Annotated in this window: 22 protein-coding genes; 17 read left to right on the top strand and 5 right to left on the bottom strand. The window is 61.3% G+C overall.

The genetic code is table 11. The features are described from left to right. Positions 1-9: 9 nt before the first annotated feature. Entirely contained in the window at positions 10-1,176 is a 1,167-nt protein-coding gene (locus GGI48_RS24125; protein WP_179600362.1) for a PLP-dependent aminotransferase family protein, read from the bottom strand. Between the two features lie 82 nt (positions 1,177-1,258). Between GGI48_RS24125 and GGI48_RS24120 the strand changes: the two genes are divergently transcribed. Next, positions 1,259-1,702 (top strand): MarR family transcriptional regulator, encoded by a 444-nt coding sequence (locus GGI48_RS24120; protein WP_179600360.1) that lies wholly within the window; start codon positions 1,259-1,261, stop codon positions 1,700-1,702. 284 nt (positions 1,703-1,986) lie between these two features. Beyond that, on the top strand, positions 1,987-3,336 hold the full coding sequence (locus GGI48_RS24115; protein ID WP_179600358.1) for an NCS2 family permease: 1,350 nt from the start codon (positions 1,987-1,989) through the stop codon (positions 3,334-3,336). Between the two features lie 246 nt (positions 3,337-3,582). Here the strand turns inward: GGI48_RS24115 and uraH are convergent, their stop codons facing one another. After that, the gene (gene uraH / locus GGI48_RS24110; RefSeq protein WP_016962788.1) at positions 3,583-3,936 is read right to left on the bottom strand and encodes a hydroxyisourate hydrolase; all 354 of its coding nucleotides are present in this window, start codon (positions 3,934-3,936) and stop codon (positions 3,583-3,585) included. Between the two features lie 425 nt (positions 3,937-4,361). Between uraH and puuE the strand changes: the two genes are divergently transcribed. The 6 genes from puuE to GGI48_RS24080 all read left to right on the top strand — a co-directional run bounded on the left by puuE (position 4,362) and on the right by GGI48_RS24080 (position 10,734). Beyond that, positions 4,362-5,288 carry an allantoinase PuuE gene (gene puuE / locus GGI48_RS24105; protein ID WP_016962789.1) on the top strand — a complete coding sequence of 309 codons (927 nt, stop codon included), beginning with the start codon at positions 4,362-4,364 and terminating at the stop codon, positions 5,286-5,288. Continuing rightward, the gene (uraD, locus tag GGI48_RS24100; RefSeq protein WP_016962790.1) at positions 5,285-5,800 is read left to right on the top strand and encodes a 2-oxo-4-hydroxy-4-carboxy-5-ureidoimidazoline decarboxylase; all 516 of its coding nucleotides are present in this window, start codon (positions 5,285-5,287) and stop codon (positions 5,798-5,800) included. Before puuE ends, uraD begins: the two co-directional genes overlap by 4 nt. 88 nt (positions 5,801-5,888) lie before the next feature. Then, positions 5,889-6,392, top strand: a complete 504-nt coding sequence (locus GGI48_RS24095; RefSeq protein WP_016962791.1) for an ureidoglycolate lyase — start codon at positions 5,889-5,891, stop codon at positions 6,390-6,392. Positions 6,393-6,443: 51 nt separating this feature from the next. Further along, the gene (locus GGI48_RS24090) at positions 6,444-7,766 is read left to right on the top strand and encodes a urate hydroxylase PuuD (RefSeq protein WP_016962792.1); all 1,323 of its coding nucleotides are present in this window, start codon (positions 6,444-6,446) and stop codon (positions 7,764-7,766) included. A 172-nt stretch (positions 7,767-7,938) separates the two neighbouring features. Beyond that, positions 7,939-9,297 (top strand): nucleobase:cation symporter-2 family protein, encoded by a 1,359-nt coding sequence (locus GGI48_RS24085; protein ID WP_179600356.1) that lies wholly within the window; start codon positions 7,939-7,941, stop codon positions 9,295-9,297. A gap of 651 nt (positions 9,298-9,948) precedes the next feature. Continuing rightward, the gene (locus GGI48_RS24080) at positions 9,949-10,734 is read left to right on the top strand and encodes an outer membrane protein OmpK (protein ID WP_179600354.1); all 786 of its coding nucleotides are present in this window, start codon (positions 9,949-9,951) and stop codon (positions 10,732-10,734) included. 86 nt (positions 10,735-10,820) lie between these two features. On the opposite strand, the gene GGI48_RS24075 is transcribed toward GGI48_RS24080, so the two are convergent. Both GGI48_RS24075 and GGI48_RS24070 read right to left on the bottom strand, forming a co-directional pair. Next, positions 10,821-12,014 (bottom strand): patatin-like phospholipase family protein, encoded by a 1,194-nt coding sequence (locus GGI48_RS24075; protein ID WP_179600352.1) that lies wholly within the window; start codon positions 12,012-12,014, stop codon positions 10,821-10,823. Positions 12,015-12,063: 49 nt separating this feature from the next. Then, positions 12,064-12,996 carry a lipid A biosynthesis lauroyl acyltransferase gene (locus tag GGI48_RS24070; protein ID WP_179600350.1) on the bottom strand — a complete coding sequence of 311 codons (933 nt, stop codon included), beginning with the start codon at positions 12,994-12,996 and terminating at the stop codon, positions 12,064-12,066. A 122-nt stretch (positions 12,997-13,118) separates the two neighbouring features. On the opposite strand from GGI48_RS24070, the gene minC reads away from it, so the two are divergent. The 8 genes from minC (at position 13,119) to GGI48_RS24030 (ending at position 20,920) form a co-directional block, all read left to right on the top strand. Next, positions 13,119-13,856 (top strand): septum site-determining protein MinC, encoded by a 738-nt coding sequence (gene minC, locus GGI48_RS24065; protein WP_016963875.1) that lies wholly within the window; start codon positions 13,119-13,121, stop codon positions 13,854-13,856. Between the two features lie 200 nt (positions 13,857-14,056). Beyond that, entirely contained in the window at positions 14,057-14,869 is an 813-nt protein-coding gene (gene minD / locus GGI48_RS24060; RefSeq protein ID WP_011062650.1) for a septum site-determining protein MinD, read from the top strand. Then, positions 14,869-15,123, top strand: a complete 255-nt coding sequence (minE, locus tag GGI48_RS24055; protein ID WP_007898843.1) for a cell division topological specificity factor MinE — start codon at positions 14,869-14,871, stop codon at positions 15,121-15,123. The genes minD and minE overlap by 1 nt, the downstream gene beginning before the upstream one ends. Before the next feature lie 91 nt (positions 15,124-15,214). Continuing rightward, entirely contained in the window at positions 15,215-15,850 is a 636-nt protein-coding gene (locus GGI48_RS24050; protein ID WP_016963876.1) for an RluA family pseudouridine synthase, read from the top strand. Between the two features lie 44 nt (positions 15,851-15,894). After that, entirely contained in the window at positions 15,895-17,007 is a 1,113-nt protein-coding gene (locus GGI48_RS24045) for a hypothetical protein (RefSeq protein ID WP_179600348.1), read from the top strand. 99 nt (positions 17,008-17,106) lie between these two features. Then, on the top strand, positions 17,107-18,396 hold the full coding sequence (locus tag GGI48_RS24040) for a M18 family aminopeptidase (protein WP_016963877.1): 1,290 nt from the start codon (positions 17,107-17,109) through the stop codon (positions 18,394-18,396). A gap of 81 nt (positions 18,397-18,477) precedes the next feature. Next, complete coding sequence (locus GGI48_RS24035; protein WP_016963878.1) at positions 18,478-18,684, top strand: hypothetical protein; 207 nt, start codon at positions 18,478-18,480, stop codon at positions 18,682-18,684. A 79-nt stretch (positions 18,685-18,763) separates the two neighbouring features. Next, positions 18,764-20,920 carry a mechanosensitive ion channel family protein gene (locus GGI48_RS24030; RefSeq protein ID WP_016963879.1) on the top strand — a complete coding sequence of 719 codons (2,157 nt, stop codon included), beginning with the start codon at positions 18,764-18,766 and terminating at the stop codon, positions 20,918-20,920. A gap of 39 nt (positions 20,921-20,959) precedes the next feature. Here the strand turns inward: GGI48_RS24030 and GGI48_RS24025 are convergent, their stop codons facing one another. Next, positions 20,960-21,673 (bottom strand): UTRA domain-containing protein, encoded by a 714-nt coding sequence (locus GGI48_RS24025; RefSeq protein ID WP_060844334.1) that lies wholly within the window; start codon positions 21,671-21,673, stop codon positions 20,960-20,962. A 363-nt stretch (positions 21,674-22,036) separates the two neighbouring features. Here GGI48_RS24025 and GGI48_RS24020 point away from each other — a divergent pair, with 363 nt between their 5' ends. Continuing rightward, entirely contained in the window at positions 22,037-23,104 is a 1,068-nt protein-coding gene (locus GGI48_RS24020) for an ABC transporter substrate-binding protein (RefSeq protein WP_016963880.1), read from the top strand. Positions 23,105-23,230 lie beyond the last annotated feature (126 nt).

The following is a 23,230-nucleotide window of genomic DNA, read 5'->3' as shown; positions in this document are numbered from 1 at the left end:
GCCCTCCCCTTAGGCTGCCTGTGCAGCCTGTGCTTGACGTATCACGGTGGCCAGCCGCTTGAGGCCTTCGTCCAGCCGCGCCGGATCGATATGGCTGAAATTCAGCCGCAGATGCCCAAGATTGCGCTCCGGTTCAGTGAAGAACGGTTCGCCGGGCATAAAAGTCACGTCCTGCTCCAACGCCGACTTGAGCAACGTGCGGGTATCCAGGGGCTGTTTCAAGCTCAACCAGAAAAACAGACCGCCCTCGGGCACCTGCCAATCCGCCAGATCGGCGAAATGGCCATGCAAGGCCGCCTGGAAAGCATCCCGGCGCTGGCGGTAGAAACTGCGCAGCTCATCCAGGTGCTGCTGGTACTGCTGGCTGCCGATCCATTGCATGGCCTGCCACTGGCCGACGCGGTTGGTGTGCAGGTCAGCCGACTGTTTCAGACGCAGCAGATGGGGGAACAGATCCGGGCTGGCAATCAGGTAGCCGACCCGCAATCCCGGGAGCAGGGTTTTCGACACCGTGCCGGTATAGATCCAGCTGGCCTTCTGCAGACGACTGACAATCGGCGTGGCGCTGCCAGCATCGAAAGTCAGCTCGCGATAGGGCTCGTCCTCGATCAGGGTGACCCCGAACTCGTCCAGCAACGCCGCCACGGCTGCGCGCTTGCCCTGGCTGTAGCGCACGCCCGACGGATTCTGGAAGGTCGGAATCAGGTAGACGAACGCCGGACGATGCTGTTCCAGGCCGGCGCGCATCTGCGCCAGGTCCGGACCGTCAGCCTCCAGAGGCACCGTCAGGCAGTCGGCACCGAACAGCTGGAAGATCTGCAGGGCCGCCAGGTAGGTCGGGGCCTCCAGCATGATCCGCGTGCCCTTGTCGATGTAGAGCTTGGCCGCCAGATCGAGGGTCTGCTGGGAGCCGCTGACCACCAGGACCTGACCCGCCTCACAGGGCACCCCCAGCTTGCGCGCCTCGGCGGCCAGGGCCTCGCGCAACTGCGGCTCGCCTTCACTCATGCCGTACTGCCCCATGGACAGCGGCATATCTTGCCACTGCACCTTGGGCAGCATCACTTCGGCCGGCAGGCCTCCAGCGAACGACATCACTTCCGGGCGCTGGGCCGCTGCCAGGATTTCACGGATCAGGGAGCTTTTGAGGCGCGATACACGTTCGGAGAAAGCCATGGAGATCACCGCTAGCGAAGGAGGGAGAAAATACGTCAAACTGCTTGACCGAAATTACGCCGACTCTCGCAGATACGTCAATATGCTTGACCTTAAAAACCAGACCTCGCAACAAGCCGCCATGGAGGCCTTCTTCTTTGGCTATCAAGCCTTCACTGCCAAGGCCGACGAAATGCTCGAACGCCGCGGCCTGAGTCGCGTGCACCAACGCATCGTGTTCTTCATTGCGCGCTACCCGGGCCTGAGCGTGAAAGAACTGCTCAACCTGCTGGGTGTGAGCAAGCAGGCGTTGAACACGCCGTTGCGCCAACTCATGGAAATGCACCTGGTGGACAGCGTTGCCCCGGACAGCGACAAACGAAAACGCCTGCTGCAGTTGAGCGCCGATGGTGCGCGTTTCGAACAATCCTTGCGCCGCGAGCAGGTCAAGCTGCTGCAGCGCGCCTTCAGCGAAGCTGGAGAAAACGCCGTCGACGGCTGGCTGGCGGTGAACCAGGCCCTGGCCGGAAAAACCGCAGACCACTGACCTGCCCGCCCTCGCCGCCCGCTCGGGCGGCGTCCACCGCACACACGGCAGTCGACCCCAAGGCATAAGCAGGGGCCGGCATATAGCCGCGCCCTCAGATTTTTCGCACACAAAAGCAAAAACATTATTTGCTTTCTTTGTATACAAAAGCATAATTCGCCCGTGTGAGTTCTTGACCTAAAAGTCAACAATCCCCACAAGCCCTGCCTGCCTCAAAGAGCCGCCGCCCACCCTCTGATGCCCGGTTCTGGAAAAAACAATAAAACTCTTGAGGAGTACTCGCTGTGGAAAGCCGCAAATCCGAAGCCTCTCCGCTGGACCTCTCGCCCTCGCTGAACAGCGGCTGGCTGGAACGCATCTTCAAACTCAGGTTGCACGGCACCACGGTGAAGACCGAGCTGATTGCCGGTCTGACAACCTTCATCACCATGGCCTACATCATCTTCGTCAACCCCAACATCATGGCCGACGCCGGTATCGATCATGGCGCCGCCTTCGTCGCCACTTGCATCGCCGCCGCCCTGGGCTGCCTGTTGATGGGCCTGTACGCCAACTGGCCGGTGGGCCTGGCCCCAGGCATGGGCCTGAATGCCTTTTTCACCTACACCGTGGTCGGCACCATGGGCTACCACTGGGAAACGGCCCTGGGCGCCGTGTTCATTTCCGGGGTGCTGTTCATGATCCTGACCCTGTCCAGGGTCCGTGAATGGCTGCTCAACAGCATTCCGGTGAGCCTGCGCTATGCCATGGGCGCCGGGGTTGGCCTGTTTCTCGGCCTGATCGGCCTGAAAACCGCTGGCATCATCGTCGATAGCCCAGCGACCCTGATCAAGCTCGGCTCCCTGCGCGAACCCGGCCCGCTGCTGGCGGCCATCTGCTTTCTGATGATTGCGGTGCTCAGCTACCACCGGGTGTTCGGCGCGATCCTGATCAGCATCATCGCCGTGACCCTGGCCGGCTGGGGCATGGACCTGGTGCACTACAACGGTATTCTCTCCACCCCACCGAGCCTGGCACCCACCTGGATGGCCATGGATATCGCCGGAGTATTCAACGTCAGCATGATCAGCGTGGTCCTGGCCTTCCTTTTCGTGCACATGTTCGACACCGCCGGCACCCTGATGGGCGTGGCGCAGCGTGCCGGCCTGGTCAACCCGGACGGCAAGATCGAGAACCTTTCCCGAGCCCTCAAGGCGGACAGCGCCTCCAGCGTCTTTGGTGCCGTGGTCGGTGTACCGCCGGTGACCAGTTACGTGGAAAGTGCCGCTGGAGTGGCGGCCGGCGGGCGCACCGGCCTGACCGCCGTCACCGTGGGCGTGCTGTTTATCGCCGCCATGTTCTTCGCGCCGCTGGCGGGCATGATCCCCGCCTACGCCACCGCCGGCGCCCTGATCTATGTCGCGATGCTGATGATGGGCGGCATGGCCCATATCAACTGGGACGAAGCCACCGACAGTATTCCGGCCATCGTCACCGCAATCATGATGCCCCTGACCTTCTCCGTTGCCGACGGCATTGCCCTGGGCTTCATCACCTATGTGGTGCTGAAGGCCGGAACCGGCAAGCACAGGGAAATCTCCATCAGCCTGTATGTGCTGTGCGCGATCTTCATCGCCAAGTTCATTTTCTTGTAAGTTGCCCCGGCCTCACCTGCCCCATCCCGCCGGATGGGGCTTTTGTGCATGCAGAGAACCGGATGAACCTGGCGGCTGTTCAGCGCTGCCAGAGCCACATCCCTGCCAAGTTGTTGACAGGGTTTGTGCCAGCCATCCCATGGCCGCCTGAACCGGCAAGCACCTTCTGCGGGACGAAAAAAAGCCCGCAGTGTGAGCGGGCAAGGACCAAAAGAAGCTATTTGCGCAGGATTCTTGGGGGTAGTCCTAGCTTCCTCTGTAGGTCGAATAGCTGTAAGGCGAGATCAACAGCGGCACGTGGTAGTGCTCCTGCTCGGCACTGATGCCAAAACGCAGCACCACGACATCCAGAAAGGCCGGCTGCGGCAGTTGCACGCCTCGGGCGCGGTAGTAGTCACCGGCATGGAACTGCAGCTGGTAGACCCCGGAACGGTAGTCTTCGCCCTGCAGCAAAGGACTGTCGCAGCGACCATCGCTGTTGGTCAGGGTGCTGGCGACCAGTTCCAGCTGCGCGCCCTCGACCCGATACAGCTCGACCTTGATAGCGCTGCCGGGGCAGCCATGTGCGGCATCCAAAACATGTGTAGTCAAACGTCCCATTGATTCTGCGTGCCTGTCGCCCATTGAGTGAGCAGGCCTCGCGCCTCCCGGAGTCAGTGATTGAAAGGGGACCGCGGCGTTTCAGCAGTGGAAAGGCTGCGGAGAGGTTCCGATTAAGACATTTTTCAAAAAAATTGTACACAATAATAATCACAAATCTGCCGACAATCGGGGCCATCCCCGGCAACCTGCGAATGGCCCTCTAAACCTCAGCGGCAGACGACTTTCCAGGCATAAGCTGACCAACCGGGCAAGTTTCTTGCAAGCGGGATGCATCGCGACAAAAGCGGAAAAATGCAAAAAAACGGGCTTACAAACTGAATATAAACTTGTATACAATCGCTCCATCGCAGTGACGCCCACCTGGCTTCCCGGCTTCAGGTTCCGCCACGCCACCGTTATCACGAACAAGAAGGAAGACTGCAGTGAGCGCTGACTACCCTCGCGACCTGATCGGTTACGGCTCCAACCCTCCTCATCCTCACTGGCCGGGCAATGCCCGAATCGCCCTGTCCTTCGTGCTCAATTACGAAGAAGGCGGCGAGCGCAACATCCTTCATGGCGACAAGGAATCGGAAGCCTTCCTTTCGGAAATGGTTTCGGCGCAGCCACTCCAGGGCGAGCGCAACATGAGCATGGAATCGCTGTACGAATACGGCAGCCGCGCCGGCGTCTGGCGGATTCTCAAGCTGTTCAAGGAATTCGACATTCCGCTGACCATCTTCGCCGTGGCCATGGCCGCCCAGCGCCACCCGGACGTGATCCGCGCCATGGTCAAGGCCGGCCACGAGATCTGCAGCCACGGCTACCGCTGGATCGACTACCAGTACATGGACGAGGCCCAGGAACGCGAGCACATGCTCGAAGCCATCCGTATCCTCACCGAGATCACCGGTGAGCGCCCCCTGGGCTGGTACACCGGCCGCACCGGCCCGAACACCCGGCGCCTGGTGATGGAGGAAGGCGGTTTCCTCTACGACTGCGATACCTACGACGATGACCTGCCCTACTGGGAACCCAACAATCCCACCGGCAAGCCTCACCTGGTGATCCCTTACACCCTGGACACCAACGACATGCGCTTCACCCAGGTGCAGGGTTTCAACAAGGGCGACGACTTCTTCCACTACCTCAAAGACGCTTTCGACGTGCTCTACGCCGAAGGTGCCGAAGCGCCGAAGATGCTTTCCATCGGCCTGCACTGCCGCCTGATCGGCCGCCCTGCACGCCTGGCTTCGCTCAAGCGTTTCATCGAGTACGCCAAAGGCCATGAACAGGTATGGTTCACCCGCCGCGTCGACATCGCCCGCCACTGGCAACAGACCCATCCTTACCAGGGAGCGACGAAATGACTGCCTTCCAGAGCCTCAAGCCCTCGACCCTGAGCCGCGAAGCCTTCGTCAAGGCCTTCGCCGACATCTACGAGCATTCGCCGTGGGTGGCTGAAAAAGCCTACGACCTGGGCCTCGACGCCTCCGTCGACCAGATCGAAGGCCTGCACCAGCGCATGAGCGATATCCTCTTGAGTGCCGATCACGCCGCCCAACTGGCACTGATCAACGCTCACCCGGACCTGGCCGGCAAAGCCGCCGTCCAGGGCCAGTTGACCGAGGCCAGCACCAACGAACAGGCCGGTGCCGGCATTCACCAATGCACCGCCGAAGAGTTCCAGCGTTTCACCGAGTTGAACGATGCCTACAAGGCCAAGTTCAAGTTTCCCTTCATCATGGCGGTGAAGGGCAGCAACCGGCACCAGATCCTCGCCGCGTTCGAAACCCGCATCCACAACGCCGTGGATACAGAGTTCAAATGCGCGCTGGCCGAGATCAACAAGATCGCCTTGTTCCGCTTACAGGCCCTGTAGCGGCAGCTCAGCATCCCTGCCCCTCTTGAGCCGGCGATCCCAGGGATGATGAACCGACACCCTCATCAGAGAACATAAGAAGAACAGCATGCGCACATTAGTGATTGAACCCCTGAGCAAAGAAGCCTTCGCCCCCTTCGGTGACGTAATCGAGACCGACGGCAGCGACCACTTCATGATCAACAATGGTTCGACCATGCGCTTCCACCGCCTGGCGACGGTTGAAACCGCCCAGCCGGAGGACGAAGCGATCATCAGCATCTTCCGCGCCGATGCGCTGGAAATGCCCTTGACCATCCGCATGCTGGAACGCCATCCGCTGGGCAGCCAGGCCTTCATCCCGCTGCTCGGCAACCCCTTTCTGATCGTGGTCGCGCCACTTGGCGATGAACCTGTATCAGGCTTGGTCCGCGCCTTCGTCAGCAATGGCAGGCAGGGCATCAATTACCATCGCGGCGTCTGGCACCACCCGGTGCTGACGATCGAAAAGCGGGATGACTTCCTGGTGGTTGATCGCAGTGGCAAAGGCAATAACTGCGATGAGCATTTCTTCAAAGAGGATGAGCGTTTGATCCTCGCCCCCCACCAATAAGAGAAGGTCTGATCACTCGACAACAAGGGTGACAGGCAAGAGGTAAAGACTGTGGAAGCACATCTGTTGGAATGGCTCAACCTGAGCGTGCGTTGGGTACATATGATCACTGGTGTGGCCTGGATCGGCGCATCGTTCTACTTTGTCTGGCTGGAGAACAACCTCAATCGCGTCAACCCCAAGGACGGCCTGTCCGGCGACCTCTGGGCGATTCACGGCGGCGGTATCTATCACCTGGAAAAATACAAGCTGGCCCCTCCCTCGATGCCGGAGAACCTGCACTGGTTCAAGTGGGAAGCCTACTTCACCTGGATGTCGGGGATTGCCCTGCTGTGCCTGGTGTTCTACTACAACCCGATGCTCTACCTGGTGGCTCCCGGCAGCGGCCTGACCGGCCCTGAAGGTGTGGCCATCGGTATCGGCGCGTTGATCGCCGGCTGGTTCATCTACGACTTCCTCTGCGATTCGCCACTGGGCAAGAAACCCGCCCTGCTCGGCTTCATCCTGTTCCTCCTGCTGATCGGCGCGGCCTACGGCTTCAGCAAGGTGTTCAGCGGCCGTGGCGCGTACCTGCACGTGGGCGCCATCATCGGCACCATCATGGTGGGCAACGTGTTCCGCATCATCATGCCGGCCCAGCGTGCGCTGGTAGCAGCGATTGCGGAAAACCGCACCCCGGATCCGACCCTGCCGGCCAAGGGCCTGTTGCGTTCGCGTCACAACAACTACTTCACCCTGCCCGTGCTGTTCATCATGATCAGCAACCACTTCCCGAGCACCTACGGCAGCCAGTACAACTGGTTGATCCTGGCCGGGATCGCGGTCCTGGCAGTGCTGGTGCGGCACTACTTCAACACCCGGCATGACAGCCACAAGTTCGCCTGGACCCTGCCCGTGGCGGCGCTGGGCATGATCTGCCTGGCCTATGTGACCGGCCCGACGCCAGCACCCAGCGCCCCGGAAGTGGCCAAGGCCCCTGCCCAGACCCAGTTCCAGCCATTGCCGGAAACCGCCCTGGGTGGCAAACCGGCCACCTCGGCCGAAGCTCAGCCTGCACCAGCGCCAGCGGCGCCCGCTGCGGCCAGCGCCCCGGCGCAGGCGTCGAATGCCGGCCCGGCCTTCGACAAGGTGCACAGCGTGATTCAGGAGCGTTGCGCGGTCTGCCATTCGGCCAAGCCCACCAGCCCGCTGTTCAGCGCCGCGCCGGCCGGGGTGATGTTCGACACGCCGGAGCAGATCCGTCTGCAAGCTGCGCGTATCCAGGCCCAGGCTGTGACCAGCCAGATCATGCCGCTGGGCAACATCACCCAGATGACCCAGCAGGAACGTGAACTGATCGGCGCCTGGATTGCCCAGGGGGCCCAGACCCACTGATCAGTGCCTGCACCCAGGCTGCTTCGCGAGCAAGCTCGCTCCTACAGAACCGGATTTTTCTGTAGGGGCGGGCTTGATTGCCGTCAGCCGTCCAGGATTCGCCTGCTACAAACCCGCTGCGCACCAAGACGCAGCGGTTAAATCACAAGAATAAAAAGATTCGAGGTGTTGCATGTCCGATTCATCCGAACAGTGCGTCCCCGCTGCGCCCGCCATTGTGCGCTTGCCCTTCCTGCAACTGATCCTGGTGGGTCTGCAACACGTTCTGCTGATGTATGGCGGTGCAATTGCGGTTCCGCTGATCATCGGACAAGCCGCCGGCCTGAGTCGTGAAGAAATCGCCTTCCTGATCAACGCCGACCTGCTGGTCGCCGGAATCGCCACCATCGTCCAGTCGATGGGCATCGGCCCCATGGGCATTCGCATGCCAGTGATGATGGGCGCCAGTTTCGCCGCCGTGGGCAGCATGGTGGCCATGGCCGGGATGCCCGGCATCGGCATGCAGGGCATCTTTGGCGCCACCATTGCCGCAGGCTTCTTCGGCATGCTGATTGCGCCCTTCATGTCCAAGGTGGTGCGCTTCTTCCCGCCCCTGGTCACCGGCACGGTGATCACCTCGATCGGCCTGTCACTGTTTCCGGTGGCGGTGAACTGGGCCGGCGGTGGCAGCAGTACCGCGCAGTTCGGTTCGCCCATCTACCTGACCATCGCCGCACTGGTGCTGGGCACCATCCTGCTGATTCATCGCTTCATGCGTGGATTCTGGGTGAACATTTCCGTGCTGATCGGCATGGGCCTGGGCTACGTGCTGTGCGGCATGATCGGCATGGTCGACCTCAGCGGCATGGCCCAGGCGCCCTGGCTGCAGGTCGTCACACCGCTGCACTTCGGCATGCCGCAGTTCCATCTGGCGCCTATCCTGTCGATGTGCCTGGTGGTGGTGATCATCTTTGTCGAATCCACCGGGATGTTCCTCGCCCTGGGCAAGATCACCGGCCAGGAGGTCACCCCGCGCATGCTGCGCCGCGGCCTGCTGTGTGATGCCGGCGCCTCGTTCTTCGCCGGTTTCCTCAACACCTTCACCCACTCCTCGTTCGCCCAGAACATCGGCCTGGTGCAGATGACCGGGGTGCGCTGCCGCTCGGTGACCATTGTCGCCGGCGCTCTGCTGATCGTTCTCAGCCTGCTGCCCAAGGCCGCCTTCCTGGTGGCCTCGATTCCACCGGCGGTCCTGGGCGGGGCGGCCATCGCCATGTTCGGCATGGTGGCCGCCACCGGGATCAAGATCCTCCAGGAAGCCGATATTGGCGACCGGCGCAATCAACTGCTGGTGGCGGTGAGCATCGGCATGGGCCTGATTCCCGTGGTGCGTCCAGAGTTCTTTGCCCACCTGCCACTGTGGATGAGCCCCATCACCCACAGCGGTATCGCCATGGCGACCTTGAGCGCGCTGCTGCTGAACCTGCTGTTCAACATCCTTGGCGGCACCGAGCGAGCCATCAGCACCGCTGAACAAGCTCATCAGCATTAAGGCCTGGCTTGGGCGCCGCATCGGCGCCCCCCTCCCATTCGTGGGTCACCGCTCAGGCATGAGCGCAGTGATCGTCAGCCATGCACCGAGCACTGCCCAACCACCCAACAACGCCGCGCCTTGAAAATAAAAATAAACAGGGAGCCCGCCATGCAGCCTGCACCGGCCCGAATCACGTCCGCCGCAAAACCACTCGTGGCCATCAGTTGTGCCCCTGAGGGCGGGGCGTATGCGTTGCTGCTTCACCTCTCATCACCGGCACCTCGCTGAGATGAGCGCCATGCCTGCCCCAAAGTGGCTGCAAGTGCGCTGTTGCGGAGCACTTGAGCCCTGCGGTGGGAGCCAGTATTCTCCGCGGCCGCGCAAATCCGCTCTAAAAAAAAGCCCGGATGAAAAACCTGACCCAAGAGCCAACTTATCCCGGCCTGGACAGGTAACAAGGCGCCCGAAAATATCGCGAAAACACTCTCGTTCGACTGTATCGCTACAGCCGACCGGGAGTTTTTTGCTTTTTGTCGGCCTTGGCTCAGCTCTTGCTATCAGCAACAAAGCTGACCGATCGGATGGTTTTTTACAGTAACGATAAAAGGCGCCACACCAGAGCGCCGAGCCATAAAAAAACGTGGAACTACCTACTTTGGGAGCAACCGAATGAAACCGATGTGCAAGAGCCTGATGTTGGCCGCCAGCGCGCTGGTGGGGGGACAGGCCGTGGCTGGCGACCTGTTGCAGTGGCAGAACAACAGCCTGACTTACCTGTATGGCAAGAACTTCGAGGTCAACCCACAGATTCAACAGACGGTGACCTTCGAACATGCCGACGCCTGGAAATACGGCGACAACTTCTTCTTCCTCGACCGGATCTTCTACAACGGCAAGGAAGACGGCAACGTCGGCCCGGACACTTACTACGGCGAATTCAGCCCGCGCCTGTCGTTCGGCAAGATCTTCGATCAGAAACTGGAGTTCGGCCCGATCAAGGACGTGCTGCTGGCCTTCACCTACGAGTTCGGCGAGGGCGATAACGAGTCATACCTGATCGGTCCCGGTTTCGACCTGGCCGTGCCCGGCTTCGACTACTTCCAGCTGAACTTCTATCAGCGCCACACCGAAGGCAGCCGCCCGGGCGACAACGTCTGGCAGATCACCCCGGTCTGGTCGTACACCATTCCCGTGGGCCGCTCGGACATCCTGATCGACGGCTACATGGACTGGGTGGTCGATAACGACCAGAACACCAAAGGCACCTACCACGCCAACCTGCACTTCAACCCGCAGGTCAAGTACGACCTGGGCAAGGCGCTGAACTGGGGCGCCAAGCAGTTGTACGTCGGTTTCGAGTACGACTACTGGAAGAACAAGTACGGTATCGAGGATTCGCGCAACTTCGAGACCAACCAGGACACCGCCAGCCTGTTGGTCAAGTACCACTTCTGATCGCAGGACAAGCTGCCGACGCCGTACGCAGCCTTAGGGGGCGTTCGGTTGACGGCGTGCATCGCTCTTCGCGGGCTAGCCCGCTCCTACGGCGCAGGTTCTGTAGGAGCGGGCTGGCCCGCGAGGCCATTGAGCCCCAGAAACCGCGCCAACTCCTCCCCTTTGGCCAAGGCATCGCTGCGCCCCAGCTCGATCAGCTCGCTGCAATACGCCGCCTCGAACAACAAATAGCTCAGGACCCCGGCACCGCTGGTGCGGGTCGCCCCCGGCCCGCGCAAGAACAGGCGCAACGCCGCCGGCAACTCCTGCCGGTGCCGCGCCGCGATTTCGTCGATCGGTTGGCTCGGGGCAATCACCAGCACTTCCACAGGCGCAATGCCCAGGCCGCGATCCGCTGCGCTGCCCGGCAACAGGCGACTGAAATGATTGAGTCGCTCCAGCAGTTCGATATCGCTTTCCAGGCTGTCAATGAAGGTGCTGTTGAGCATATGACCGCCGATCTGCGCCAGGGTCGGCTGCTGCCCGGTGTAAGTGCGCTGCTGTGAAGTGTCCGGATCGTTGCCCCGCGGGTTGCCACTGACCCCCACCACCAGCACGCGGCTGGCTCCCAGGTGCAAGGCCGGACTGATGGGCGCCGACTGGCGCACGGCGCCATCGCCGAAGTACTCCTGGTCGAGCTTGACTGGAGCGAACAGCAGGGGAATGGCCGCACTGGCCAGCAGGTGATCCACCGTAAGCTGGGTCGGAATGCCGATCCGCCGGTGGCGCAACCAGGGATTGATGACCCCACCCCCTTGATAGAAGGTCACCGCCTGTCCGGATTCATAACCGAAAGCCGTTACCGCCACCGCGTGCAACTGCCCCTGGGCAATCGCCTGATGGATGCCCGAAAGGTGCATGTGCTGGTTGAGCAGGTCACGCAACGGCGAATTGTTGATCAGCGCCACCGGCACCTGAGCACCAAGCCCCAGCAGACTGTGACCGACAAAGCGACTGGCCTGACGAATCACCCCGGGCCAATCGCTGCGCATTACCTGATCACTGCGAAAGCTGCTCCAGAACGCCGTGAGACGCTTGATGGCCGCGGAAAAATCCGTGGCGCCGCTGGCCAGGCTGACCGCATTGATAGCCCCGGCCGAGGTGCCGACAATCACCGGAAACGGATTGCGCGCCCCCGGCCCGATCAATTCGGCAATCGCCGCCAGCACGCCCACCTGATAGGCCGCCCGGGCGCCACCACCAGAAAGAATCAAACCGGTGACCGGTTCCGCCGCACTCATCAATTCACTCCATCCATGGCGCACAAGACTCCGATCAGTACCCGTAAGCTCAACGGCGCTTCGTGTAGAGCTTGGGCTCGCCCGGCGGCCGGCTCTTGAAGCGCCGATGGGCCCAGAGGTACTGCTCGGGGCAGGCGCGCAAGGCCGTTTCCACCCACTGATTGATCCGCAGGCAATCCTCTTCTTCCGTGGCGCCAGGGAAATCCGTCAGCGGCGCATGAATCACCAGGCGGTAGCCACTGCCGTCGGCCAGACGCTCCTGGGTGAAAGGCACCACCAGGGCCTTGCCCAGGCGCGCGAACTTGCTGGTGGCGGTAACGGTCGCGGCCTGGATGCCGAACAACGGCACAAACAGGCTCTGCTTGACGCCATAGTCCTGATCCGGCGCGTACCAGATCGCCCGGCCGGCCCGCAGCAGCTTGAGCATGCCCCGCACGTCTTCACGCTCGACGGCCAGCGAGTCCAGGTTATGCCGTTCACGACCACGGCGCTGAATGAAGTCGAACAACGGGTTCTTGTGTTCGCGGTACATGCCATCGATGGTGTGCTGCTGGCCCAGCAGCGCCGCGCCGATCTCCAGCGTGGTGAAGTGCAGGGCCATGAGAATCACCCCATGACCGTCACGCTGGGCCTGTTTCAGGTATTCCAGCCCTTCGACATGGGCCAGGCGCGCCAGGCGCGGCTTGGACCACCACCAGCTCATGGCCATTTCGAAGAAGGCGATCCCGGTGGATGCGAAGTTTTCCTTGAGCAGGCGCTTGCGCTCTGCGGCGGACTTTTCCGGGAAGCACAGTTCCAGGTTGCGCTGGGCAATCGCCCGCCGGTCACCGGCCACCCGGTACATCAACGCCCCCAGGGCGCGACCGATTTGCAGGAGCACGGGATAGGGCAGCTGGACAATCAGCCATAACACGCCAAGTCCCAGCCACAGCGGCCAGAAACGTGGAGACAAGAATGCAGCTCGAAAACGCGGGCGATCCATTACAGATTCCGGGACAGACAACAAGGCCGCGCATTCTACATCGGTTCGACCTGGCTTGCGGGGCGCGGGCGATCTCGTTATAAGTCTCGGCACTTTTAGTGACAAGCCGCCTTCTGCAGACCATGAGCCAAACCGAATCGCTAGACCAAGATCCTGTGTTCCAGTTAAAGGGCAGCATGCTCGCCATCACGGTGCTGGAACTGGCCCGCAACGACCTTGAAGGCCTTGATCGCCAACTGGCCGCGAAAGTCGCCCAGGCCCCGAACTTCTTCAGCAATGCGCCACTGGTGCTGGCGCTGGACAAGCTGCCTGCCGCCGAGGGCTCGGTGGATCTGCCCGGGCTGATGCGCGTCTGCCGCCACCACGGCCTGCGCACCCTGGCCATTCGTGCCAGTCGCATAGAAGACATTGCCGCGGCGATTGCCGTCGACCTGCCGGTGCTGCCGCCTTCCGGTGCCCGGGAACGGCCACTTGAACCGCCGGAGAGCGAAATCAAGAAAGTGCCGGAAAAGCCGCCGGAGCCCACGGTCAAACCGACCCGCATCATCACTTCGCCAGTACGCGGCGGGCAGCAGATTTATGCCCAAGGTGGCGATCTGGTGGTGGTGTCCTCGGTCAGCCCCGGAGCGGAACTTCTCGCCGATGGCAATATCCATGTATACGGCCCGATGCGCGGCCGGGCCCTGGCTGGCGTCAAAGGTGACACCAAGGCACGGATTTTCTGTCAGCAATTGAGCGCTGAACTGATCTCCATCGCCGGTCAGTACAAGGTTTCCGAGGACCTGCGACGCGACCCTCTGTGGGGCTCTGGAGTCCAGGTCAGCCTGTCGGGTGACGTGTTGAACATCACACGTCTTTAACGGATACTGCCGCATTTTCCAAGCATCTCTAAAACGTAGCGATTACGGCTCAAACGAAGTAGGAAATTGGCAATCAGCAGTGTTTATCGACGATAAATCCTGCCGCTGACCGAGCTCCAGCCAAGGCTGTCCGACTGCAGTAGTTTTCAAGAGATGTTTTTCAGGGGCTAAAAGTCCTTTTTCCTTAGGGGTGAAACACCTTGGCCAAGATTCTCGTGGTTACATCCGGCAAGGGTGGCGTGGGTAAAACCACCACCAGCGCCGCTATCGGTACCGGCCTCGCTCTGCGTGGTCACAAAACAGTCATCGTCGACTTCGACGTCGGCCTGCGTAACCTCGACCTGATCATGGGCTGCGAGCGTCGCGTGGTGTATGACTTCGTCAACGTGGTGAACGGCGAAGCCAACCTGCAGCAAGCCCTGATCAAAGACAAGCGCCTGGAAAACCTCTACGTGCTGGCCGCCAGCCAGACCCGCGACAAGGACGCACTGACCCTCGAAGGCGTGGAAAAAGTCCTGATGGAACTCAAGGAAACCTTCGAGTTCGTGGTCTGCGACTCGCCTGCAGGTATCGAGAAAGGCGCCCACTTGGCCATGTACTTCGCCGACGAAGCGATTGTCGTGACCAACCCTGAAGTGTCTTCGGTGCGTGACTCCGACCGTATGCTCGGCCTGCTGGCCAGCAAGTCCCGTCGCGCCGAGAAGGGCGAAGATGCGATCAAGGAGCACCTGCTGCTGACCCGTTACAACCCGGAGCGCGTCAGCAATGGCGAAATGCTCGGCGTTGAAGACGTCAAAGAAATTCTCGCAGTAACCCTGCTGGGCGTGATTCCCGAATCCCAGGCGGTGCTCAAGGCTTCCAACCAGGGCGTGCCGGTGATTCTCGACGACCAGAGCGATGCGGGCCAGGCCTACAGCGACGCGGTCGATCGTCTGCTGGGCAAAACCGTGGAACATCGGTTCCTTGATGTCGAGAAGAAGGGATTCTTCGAGCGCCTGTTTGGAGGTAGATAATGAATCTTTTTGACTTCTTTCGTGCCAGCAAAAAGGTCAGCACCGCGTCGGTAGCGAAAGAGCGTCTACAGATCATCGTGGCGCATGAACGCGGCCAGCGCAGCACCCCTGATTACTTGCCCGCCTTGCAGAAGGAACTGGTGGAAGTGATCCGCAAGTACGTCAATATCGGGTCCGACGACGTGCACGTCGCTCTGGAAAACCAGGGCAGTTGCTCGATCCTGGAACTCAATATCACCCTGCCTGATCGCTGATTGATCCGCCAGGAGCCACGGCGGCTCGCAGGCCTCATGCATTGAATGGGGTCGGCGAGCCGCCGTTGGCGTTTGTTACGAGGCTGTTTTAATGCCGTTGTCGAATATCCACATCCTGCATCAGGACGCCGCCGTCCTGGTGGTGAACAAACCCACCCTGCTGCTTTCAGTCCCTGGTCGCGCCGATGACAACAAGGACTGCCTGATCACCCGCCTGCAAGAAAACGGCTACCCCGAAGCTCGGATCGTCCACCGGCTGGATTGGGAAACCTCAGGCATCATTCTCCTGGCCCGGGACCCGGACACTCATCGCGAGCTGTCGCGGCAGTTTCATGACCGTGAAACCGAAAAAGCCTACACCGCCCTGTGCTGGGGCCAGCCGGAACTGGACAGCGGCAGCATCGACCTGCCCTTGCGCTATGACCCGCCAACCAAACCGCGGCACGTGGTGGATCACGAATTCGGCAAACACGCCCTGACCTTCTGGCGCGTGCTGGAGCGTTGCGGCGACTGGTGCCGGGTCGAACTGACGCCGATCACCGGACGCTCCCACCAACTGCGGGTGCATATGCTGTCCATCGGCCATCCGCTGCTGGGCGACGGCCTCTACGCCCACCCGCAAGCCCTGGCTGCCTGGCCACGCCTGTGCCTGCACGCAAGCATGCTCAGCTTCACCCACCCCCAGACCGGTGAGCGCCTGCGCTTCGAATGCCCTGCGCCGTTTTGATAACCACCTGATCAGCCCGCGCCCTCAGTAAGGACACTTGACCGATGTCGTGCATAGCAGCACTTGCCCCGCACTCCCTGGTAAAAACCCCAGAGCAACTGCTCTACCTGGTTTACGGTAACCACGAGGTTTATCGGCGCGAAGTCAAATTCAGCATCCTCACGGCACTTAGCCTGTTGAATAACGGAGAGTCGCTGTGCATCAGGATAATGACCGACCGCCCCCAGGATTATGTTGGCTGGCCAGTAGATATCGTCGCGTTGAACGAGGAAATCCTGCACCAGTGGCAAGGCCAGAACGGCTATCACCATCGGCGCAAAGCCTGTGCTATGGCCGCTGGGCTTAAACTCGCGGAAAAAACCCTTTTCGCAGACACCGACACACTCTTTCTGAAAAACCCTCATTTGCTGCTGAAAAAGATCAGTCCTCAGAACTACTTGATGGACGAGTTTGAATACCATTGGCGAGATGTGAGCACGCGTCAGAACTACCTCAAGCTTGGCGCATGCTTGCAAACGCATGGCGTACAGCCTGACAGCGATTTCAAGCTCTACAACAGTGGCCTGTGCGGACTGACCGATAGCGATACACCACTGCTGGAAAAGTCCATCGGCTTTATCGACGAGTGGACCCAGGCCCCATTCGATATCCACACGATCGAACAGATTGCTTTGTCATTTGCAATGCGTGACAAGCCCGTGCAAGAAACCAAGAAGTACGTCTATCACTACTTTGCCAAAAAGCGTTTCTTCCACACGATGCAGGCGCGCTTTTTCGCACTTTACGGCGAAGACTATCGCTCTGAACTGATCTCGCTATCTCGAGAGGTTCCACGCCAGGTGCCCGAGCCATCGCTGCGGAAACAAATTCAAATTAAGTGGCGCCTACGCAAACTTGACGGCGAACTGAAAAGGATTGCCCGGGACCTGCACTATGGAAACGAATTGTCCAGCAATCCTTATCACTTGGCCTGTAGGCACGAGTGGTGGAAAAACGCCTCCAGGGATATCGGACGCTGGGATCCGCAAAAACAACAACGACTACTGAATCTCGACAGTGGCTCCTGGCCGAAGGTGTTGCCCAAACCGACCAGCCAGGAAGATCAACAGGCCATCCTGAACTATCTGCGCGAGCAGTTGGCGTCAACCCCCCATTGACGTGGGTTCTGCTGTCAATGGGCAACCAGCTTCAAACGCTCTTGCCCATCGCCACGATCCAATACGTTAAACTCGCGCCACTGCTGTCTGGAGCTATTTATGCGCGAAGAGTTGAACCAAGGCCTGATCGACTTCCTCAAGGCCTCCCCTACCCCTTTCCATGCCACTGCCAGCCTTGTTCAACGTCTGGAAGCGGCCGGTTATCAACGCCTCGACGAGCGCGAGCCATGGACCACCGAGGCCAACGGTCGCTACTACGTCACCCGTAACGACTCCTCCATCGTCGCCTTCAAGCTGGGGCGGCACTCGCCGTTGCAAGGCGGCATCCGCCTGGTGGGCGCGCACACCGACAGTCCGTGCCTGCGGGTCAAGCCCCAGCCGGAGCTGCAGCGCCAGGGCTTCTGGCAGCTGGGCGTGGAAGTCTATGGCGGTGCGCTGCTGGCTCCCTGGTTCGATCGTGATCTGTCCCTGGCCGGCCGCGTGACCTTCCGCCGCGACGGCAAGGTGGAAAGCCAACTGATCGATTTCAAGGCGCCGATCGCGATCATTCCCAACCTGGCCATTCACCTCAACCGCGAAGCCAATCAAGGCTGGGCGATCAATGCGCAGAATGAACTGCCGCCGATCCTGGCCCAGTTCGCTGGCGACGAGCGCGTGGATTTCCGTGCGGTACTCACCGACCAGCTGGCTCGGGAACACGGCCTGAACGCCGACGTGGTGCTGGACTACGAGTTGAGTTTCTACGACACCCAGAGCGCCGCAGTGATCGGCCTGCACGGTGATTTCATTGCCGGTGCGCGCCTGGACAACCTGCTGTCCTGCTACGCCGGACTGCAGGCCCTGTTGAACGCCGACAGCGAAGAAACCTGCGTGCTGGTGTGCAACGACCACGAAGAAGTCGGCTCCTGCTCGGCCTGCGGCGCCGACGGTCCGATGCTCGAACAGACCTTGCGCCGCCTGCTGCCCGAAGGCGACGAGTTCGTGCGCACCATCCAGAAATCGCTGCTGGTGTCCGCCGACAACGCCCACGGCGTGCACCCCAACTACGCCGACAAGCACGACGCCAACCACGGCCCGAAACTCAATGCCGGCCCCGTGATCAAGGTCAACAGCAATCAGCGTTACGCCACCAACAGCGAAACCGCCGGTTTCTTCCGTCACCTGTGCATGGCCGAAGAAGTGCCGGTGCAGAGCTTCGTGGTGCGCAGCGACATGGGCTGCGGCTCGACCATCGGCCCGATCACCGCCAGCCACCTGGGGGTACGCACCGTGGATATCGGCCTGCCGACTTTCGCCATGCATTCGATCCGCGAACTGTGCGGCAGCCATGACCTGGCCCACCTAGTGAAGGTGCTGAGCGCCTTCTACGCCAGCCGCGAACTGCCATGAGGCAAGCGGCGGGCGTGTACCTCCACGCCCGCCGGCTTCTGATGCACATCAACCCAGGTCGCGACAAAGCGACCTAGACTCATGAGTACCTTTTCTGACAAGGCCGTCGCCATGATCTCGATGTCTTCGTTCCATTCCATGCTCATCCCGATTCTCACGGGCATGATCCTGTTGGCCATCGGCTTCAACTTCCGGGACAAGAACCTCGGGGTGTTCAGCATGTGGGTCGGCATGCTGCTGATTCTCGGCACCGTGGTCTACAAGATCCTGGCCAAGCTCGCGGAATAAATGCAGCGCCTGCCCTCGCATTGAATTTGGTGGCCTCGTACACTCGGTCGATCCGTTTGTCTGCGAGGTTGACCGCCCAGTGTTTGCTCGTCTTTTCGCCCTGCCCTGCTATGTACTTGTCTGCCTGCTGACCCTGCTGCCGCTGGGCAGCGCTCAGGCGGTGGGCCTGCCCGGCCTGCTGGGCAACCAGACCAAGGCGCAGCCCCAGGCCGAGGAACCCTTGGGGCAATCCCTGGATGAGGTGATCAAGTCCCTGGAGAACGACCAGCAGCGAGCCAAGCTGCTGGCGGACCTGAAGAAGCTGCGGGACGCCACGAAAAAAGCCCAACCCACTCCCGAAGAAGGCGTGCTCGGTCTGATCGGCGGCACCTTGTCGAACCTGGAAAAACAATTCTCCGGCGCCGACAGCCCGGTGACCCGCTGGTCCGACGAGTTCGACCAGGCCAAGGAGGAGCTTTCGGCACTGATGCTGCCGGCCAGCCAATGGCTGCCGATCATCTTTGCCTTTGCCTTGATCCTCATGGTCTGGAGCCTGTTGGCGGCGGCCTTGATCTGGCTCAGCCACCGGGTGCGCCTGCGTTTTGGCCTCACCGACGAACTGCCCCAGCACCCCAAGACCTGGGACTTGCTGCGTTTCGCCCTGCGCAAGCTCGGCCCCTGGCTGATCGCCCTGCTGATCACCGTGTACCTGACCTATTCCCTGCCCTCCTCGCTGGGCAAGGACCTGGCCATGGTCCTGGCCTACGCGCTGGTGGTGGGCACCTGCTTCTCGGCGATCTGTGTGGTGGCGTTTTCCGTGCTCGATGGCCCGCACCGTCATCGCGCGCTGTACATCCTGCGCCGCCAGGCCTTCCGCCCGCTGTGGTGGATCGGCAGCTTCGCCGCTTTCGGCGAGGCCCTGAGCGACCCGCGCATGGTGGCCAGCCTCGGCCAGCACCTGGCCCATACCGCGGCAACCTTCGCCAATGTGATGGCGGCGCTGTCCACCGGGGTGTTCATCCTGCGCTTCCGCCGGCCAATCGCCCACCTGATCCGCAACCAGCCACTGTCCCGGCGCCTAACTCGCCGGGCCCTGAGCGACACCATCGAAATCATCGGCACCTTCTGGTATCTGCCGGCCCTGGTGCTGGTGGGCATTTCACTGTTCGCCACCTTCGTTTCCGCCGGCGACACCAGCACCGCCCTGCGTCAGTCGCTGCTGTGCACCGTGCTGCTGGTGCTGTGCATGGTGATCAACGGCCTGGTGCGGCGCCACGCCCTCAAGCCGCAACGCGGACACAAACGCCATGCGCTGTATTCCGAACGACTGAAAAGCTTCTTCTATACCCTTGCCCACCTGGCGGTATGGCTGGCGTTCATCGAACTGGGCCTGCGGGTCTGGGGCATGTCGCTGATCCGCTTCACCGAAGGCGACGGCCATGAAGTCAGCGTCAAGCTGTTCAGCCTCGCCGGCACCCTGATCTTCGCCTGGCTGATCTGGATCTTGAGCGACACCGCGGTGCATCACGCCCTGACCCGCTCGCGCAAGGGCCTGGCCAATGCCCGCGCGCAAACCATGATGCCGCTGATCCGCAACGTGCTGTTCGTGGCGATCTTCATCATTGCCACCATCGTCGCCCTGGCCAACATGGGCATGAACGTCACGCCGCTGCTGGCCGGTGCCGGCGTCATCGGCCTGGCCATCGGTTTCGGCGCCCAGTCGCTGGTGGCGGACCTGATCACCGGCCTGTTCATCATCATCGAGGACTCCCTGGCCATCGACGACTACGTGGATGTCGGCGGCCACCTCGGCACCGTCGAGGGCCTGACCATCCGCACCGTGCGCCTGCGGGACATCGACGGCATCGTGCACACCATCCCGTTCAGCGAGATCAAGAGCATCAAGAACTACTCCCGGGAGTTCGGCTACGCGATCTTCCGCGTGGCGATCCCCTACAACATGGAGATCGACGACGCGATCAAGCTGATGCGCGATGTCGGCCAGAAGATGCGCACCGACCCATTGCAACGGCGCAATATCTGGTCACCGCTGGAGATTCAGGGCGTGGAAAGCTTCGAGTCCGGCAGCGCCATCCTCCGGGCCCGCTTCAAGACCGCACCGATCAAACAGTGGGAAGTGTCCCGAGCGTTCAACCTGTCCCTCAAGCGCCACCTGGACGAAGCCGGACTGGACCTGGCCACCCCGCGCATGAGCATCCAGGTGATCACCCCCGGCAGCGCCCCGGAAAAACAATGACCCGGTAGGAGCCGGCGTGCCGGCGAACGGCATTGGCCTCTAAAGAACGTCGACACCGACATGAATCGCATCATGCCGCCAGAACTCCAGATCACAATCGATCAGCCGCTCGTGCTGGTCATAGTTGACCCGGGCGATGCGCAGCCCGGGGCTGCCCACCGACACCTTCAAGGCCGCCGCCGCTTCCGGCTGCAATGAGGTGGGCACGATCTCGAAGCGCACCCGCCCGTAATGCAGGTCGTAATGCCGGGCGTAGAGCTCGGTGATCGACTGGTTCAAATCCAGGTCGAGAATGTGTGGAAAGTACTTGGGGTTCAGGTAGTGCTCCACATACAGCACCAGCCGCTCATCGATGCGCCGCGCCCGACAGATCTGGATCACGCTGGACAGCGCCGGTAATTGCAGCCAGGCGCAGACCGCCGCCGACGCCGGTTGCAGGCGCGCCGAGATCACCTCAGTGGAAGGCACTCGCCCCTGGGCACTGACCATGGCGTGGAAGTGACTGCGCTGCATCAGGTTGTAGGCCAGCCGCGGCGGCGAAACGAACCAGCCCCGGCGCTCCTCGCGGTAGATCTGCCCCTGGGCCTCCAATTGCAGCAAGGCCTCGCGCACGGTGATGCGGGTGGTGGCGAACAACTCGCTGAGCTTGCGCTCGGCCGGCAGCTTGCTGCCGGGGGCCAACAGACCGTGGGCGATCTGCTCCTGCAGGACCTGGCCGATGGCTGTCACCGCTTTGGTTGCATCAATACGCATCAACGTTACCTATCTGGACTAGACCAGCACTGTTTCAGGGCAGCGCAGTGGTCGGGGCAGCGCTCTGCAGCCGTGTCCAAAGCCTAGGCAATGCATATGACTGAGAGATGACAAAGCCGCCGAGCGGGCCCCCGGCGAACCTGCAAATTGCCCGCCAGAACCTTGCAGAACGGGTGTTTGGCCATGGTCTACGCTTATTTCGCAGCGCCAGACCTGCGCCCGAATCCATGCGCCGACCGTTGGCACCGACATCAAAGTGTCATCCAACACGCCTAAATTGGCTCAGGTATTGCTGACCTAGACCAACCCACCGCAAGACCGTCGATAACAACGCAGCGTTGAACACGCCCAAAGGAGCTTCGGATGAAACAGCTTTTCCTGGCATCACTGTTAGGCTCGACCATTGCCCTGTGCACCGCCGCCATGGCTGCTGACAACGATTTGAAAACCCTGGAAGCCGCTGCGAAAGCAGAAGGCGCAGTCAACAGCGTCGGCATGCCCGATGACTGGGCCAACTGGAAAGGCACCTGGGAGGACCTGGCGAAAACCTACGGCCTCAAGCACATCGACACCGACATGAGCTCGGCCCAGGAGATCGCCAAGTTCGCCGCCGAGAAAGACAACGCCAGCGCCGACATCGGCGACGTTGGCGCAGCCTTCGGCCCGATCGCGGTCAAGCAGGGCGTGGCCCAGCCTTACAAACCAAGCACCTGGGCCCAGGTCCCGGATTGGGCCAAGGACAAGGACGGCAACTGGGCGCTGGCCTACACCGGCACCATCGCCTTCATCATCAACAAGAAGCTGCTGCACGGTTCCGAAGCCCCCAAGAGCTGGGCCGATCTGGAAAAGGGCAAGTACAAGGTGTCCATCGGTGACGTGAGCACCGCAGCCCAAGCCGCCAACGGCGTACTGGCCGCCGCCATCGCCAAGGGTGGCGACGAGAAGAACATCCAGCCGGCGCTGCTGATGTTCGCCGAGATCGCCAAGCAGGGTCGCCTGTCCCTGGCCAACCCGACCATCGCCACCATGGAAAAGGGTGAAGTGGAAGTCGGCGTGGTCTGGGACTTCAACGGCCTGAGCTACCGCAACAAGATGGTCAACAAGGACGACTACGAAGTGCTGATCCCGTCCGATGGCTCGGTGATTTCCGGCTACACCACCATCATCAACAAGTACGCCAAGCACCCCAACGCCGCCAAGCTGACCCGCGAATACATCTTCAGCGATGCCGGCCAGACCAACCTGGCTCGCGGCAACGCGCGGCCGATCCGCGCCGAGCACCTGACCCTGCCGGCGGACGTGCAGGCCAACCTGCTGCCCAACGAGCAGTACAAGCACGTGACTCCGATCAAGGACGCCGACGCCTGGGAGAAAACCTCCAAGGCCCTGCCGCAGAAGTGGCAGGAAGAAGTGATCATCAACATGCCGTAACGCTGCATCAGTCATAGGAGCCGGCTTGCCGGCGCAGGCCTGTACCAAGGTGCAGACGCCTTCGCCGGCAAACGCAGTGCCGCCCGGCCGCTCCTGCAGGATCCATGCGCTACCTGATCCCGGAGT

The organism is Pseudomonas protegens (assembly GCF_013407925.2).
Taxonomy (GTDB): domain Bacteria; phylum Pseudomonadota; class Gammaproteobacteria; order Pseudomonadales; family Pseudomonadaceae; genus Aquipseudomonas; species Aquipseudomonas fluorescens_AP.
Note: the sequence above shows the minus strand (reverse complement) of the source record. Positions and strands in the feature narration are given on the sequence as shown.

What these genes read in the sequence shown, in the direction of transcription:
- GGI48_RS24050 (WP_016963876.1), top strand. Translation starts at nt 15,215, where the DNA reads ATGCCGTTGTCGAATATCCACATCCTGCATCAGGACGCCGCCGTCCTG.
- uraD (WP_016962790.1), top strand. Translation starts at nt 5,285, where the DNA reads ATGACTGCCTTCCAGAGCCTCAAGCCCTCGACCCTGAGCCGCGAAGCC.
- GGI48_RS24025 (WP_060844334.1), bottom strand. Translation starts at nt 21,673, where the DNA reads ATGCGTATTGATGCAACCAAAGCGGTGACAGCCATCGGCCAGGTCCTG.
- GGI48_RS24045 (WP_179600348.1), top strand. Translation starts at nt 15,895, where the DNA reads ATGTCGTGCATAGCAGCACTTGCCCCGCACTCCCTGGTAAAAACCCCA.
- GGI48_RS24075 (WP_179600352.1), bottom strand. Translation starts at nt 12,014, where the DNA reads ATGAGTGCGGCGGAACCGGTCACCGGTTTGATTCTTTCTGGTGGTGGC.
- uraH (WP_016962788.1), bottom strand. Translation starts at nt 3,936, where the DNA reads ATGGGACGTTTGACTACACATGTTTTGGATGCCGCACATGGCTGCCCC.
- GGI48_RS24120 (WP_179600360.1), top strand. Translation starts at nt 1,259, where the DNA reads ATGCTTGACCTTAAAAACCAGACCTCGCAACAAGCCGCCATGGAGGCC.
- GGI48_RS24035 (WP_016963878.1), top strand. Translation starts at nt 18,478, where the DNA reads ATGAGTACCTTTTCTGACAAGGCCGTCGCCATGATCTCGATGTCTTCG.
- GGI48_RS24040 (WP_016963877.1), top strand. Translation starts at nt 17,107, where the DNA reads ATGCGCGAAGAGTTGAACCAAGGCCTGATCGACTTCCTCAAGGCCTCC.
- minE (WP_007898843.1), top strand. Translation starts at nt 14,869, where the DNA reads ATGAATCTTTTTGACTTCTTTCGTGCCAGCAAAAAGGTCAGCACCGCG.
- GGI48_RS24080 (WP_179600354.1), top strand. Translation starts at nt 9,949, where the DNA reads ATGAAACCGATGTGCAAGAGCCTGATGTTGGCCGCCAGCGCGCTGGTG.
- GGI48_RS24095 (WP_016962791.1), top strand. Translation starts at nt 5,889, where the DNA reads ATGCGCACATTAGTGATTGAACCCCTGAGCAAAGAAGCCTTCGCCCCC.
- GGI48_RS24125 (WP_179600362.1), bottom strand. Translation starts at nt 1,176, where the DNA reads ATGGCTTTCTCCGAACGTGTATCGCGCCTCAAAAGCTCCCTGATCCGT.
- GGI48_RS24085 (WP_179600356.1), top strand. Translation starts at nt 7,939, where the DNA reads ATGTCCGATTCATCCGAACAGTGCGTCCCCGCTGCGCCCGCCATTGTG.
- minC (WP_016963875.1), top strand. Translation starts at nt 13,119, where the DNA reads ATGAGCCAAACCGAATCGCTAGACCAAGATCCTGTGTTCCAGTTAAAG.
- GGI48_RS24070 (WP_179600350.1), bottom strand. Translation starts at nt 12,996, where the DNA reads ATGGATCGCCCGCGTTTTCGAGCTGCATTCTTGTCTCCACGTTTCTGG.
- GGI48_RS24020 (WP_016963880.1), top strand. Translation starts at nt 22,037, where the DNA reads ATGAAACAGCTTTTCCTGGCATCACTGTTAGGCTCGACCATTGCCCTG.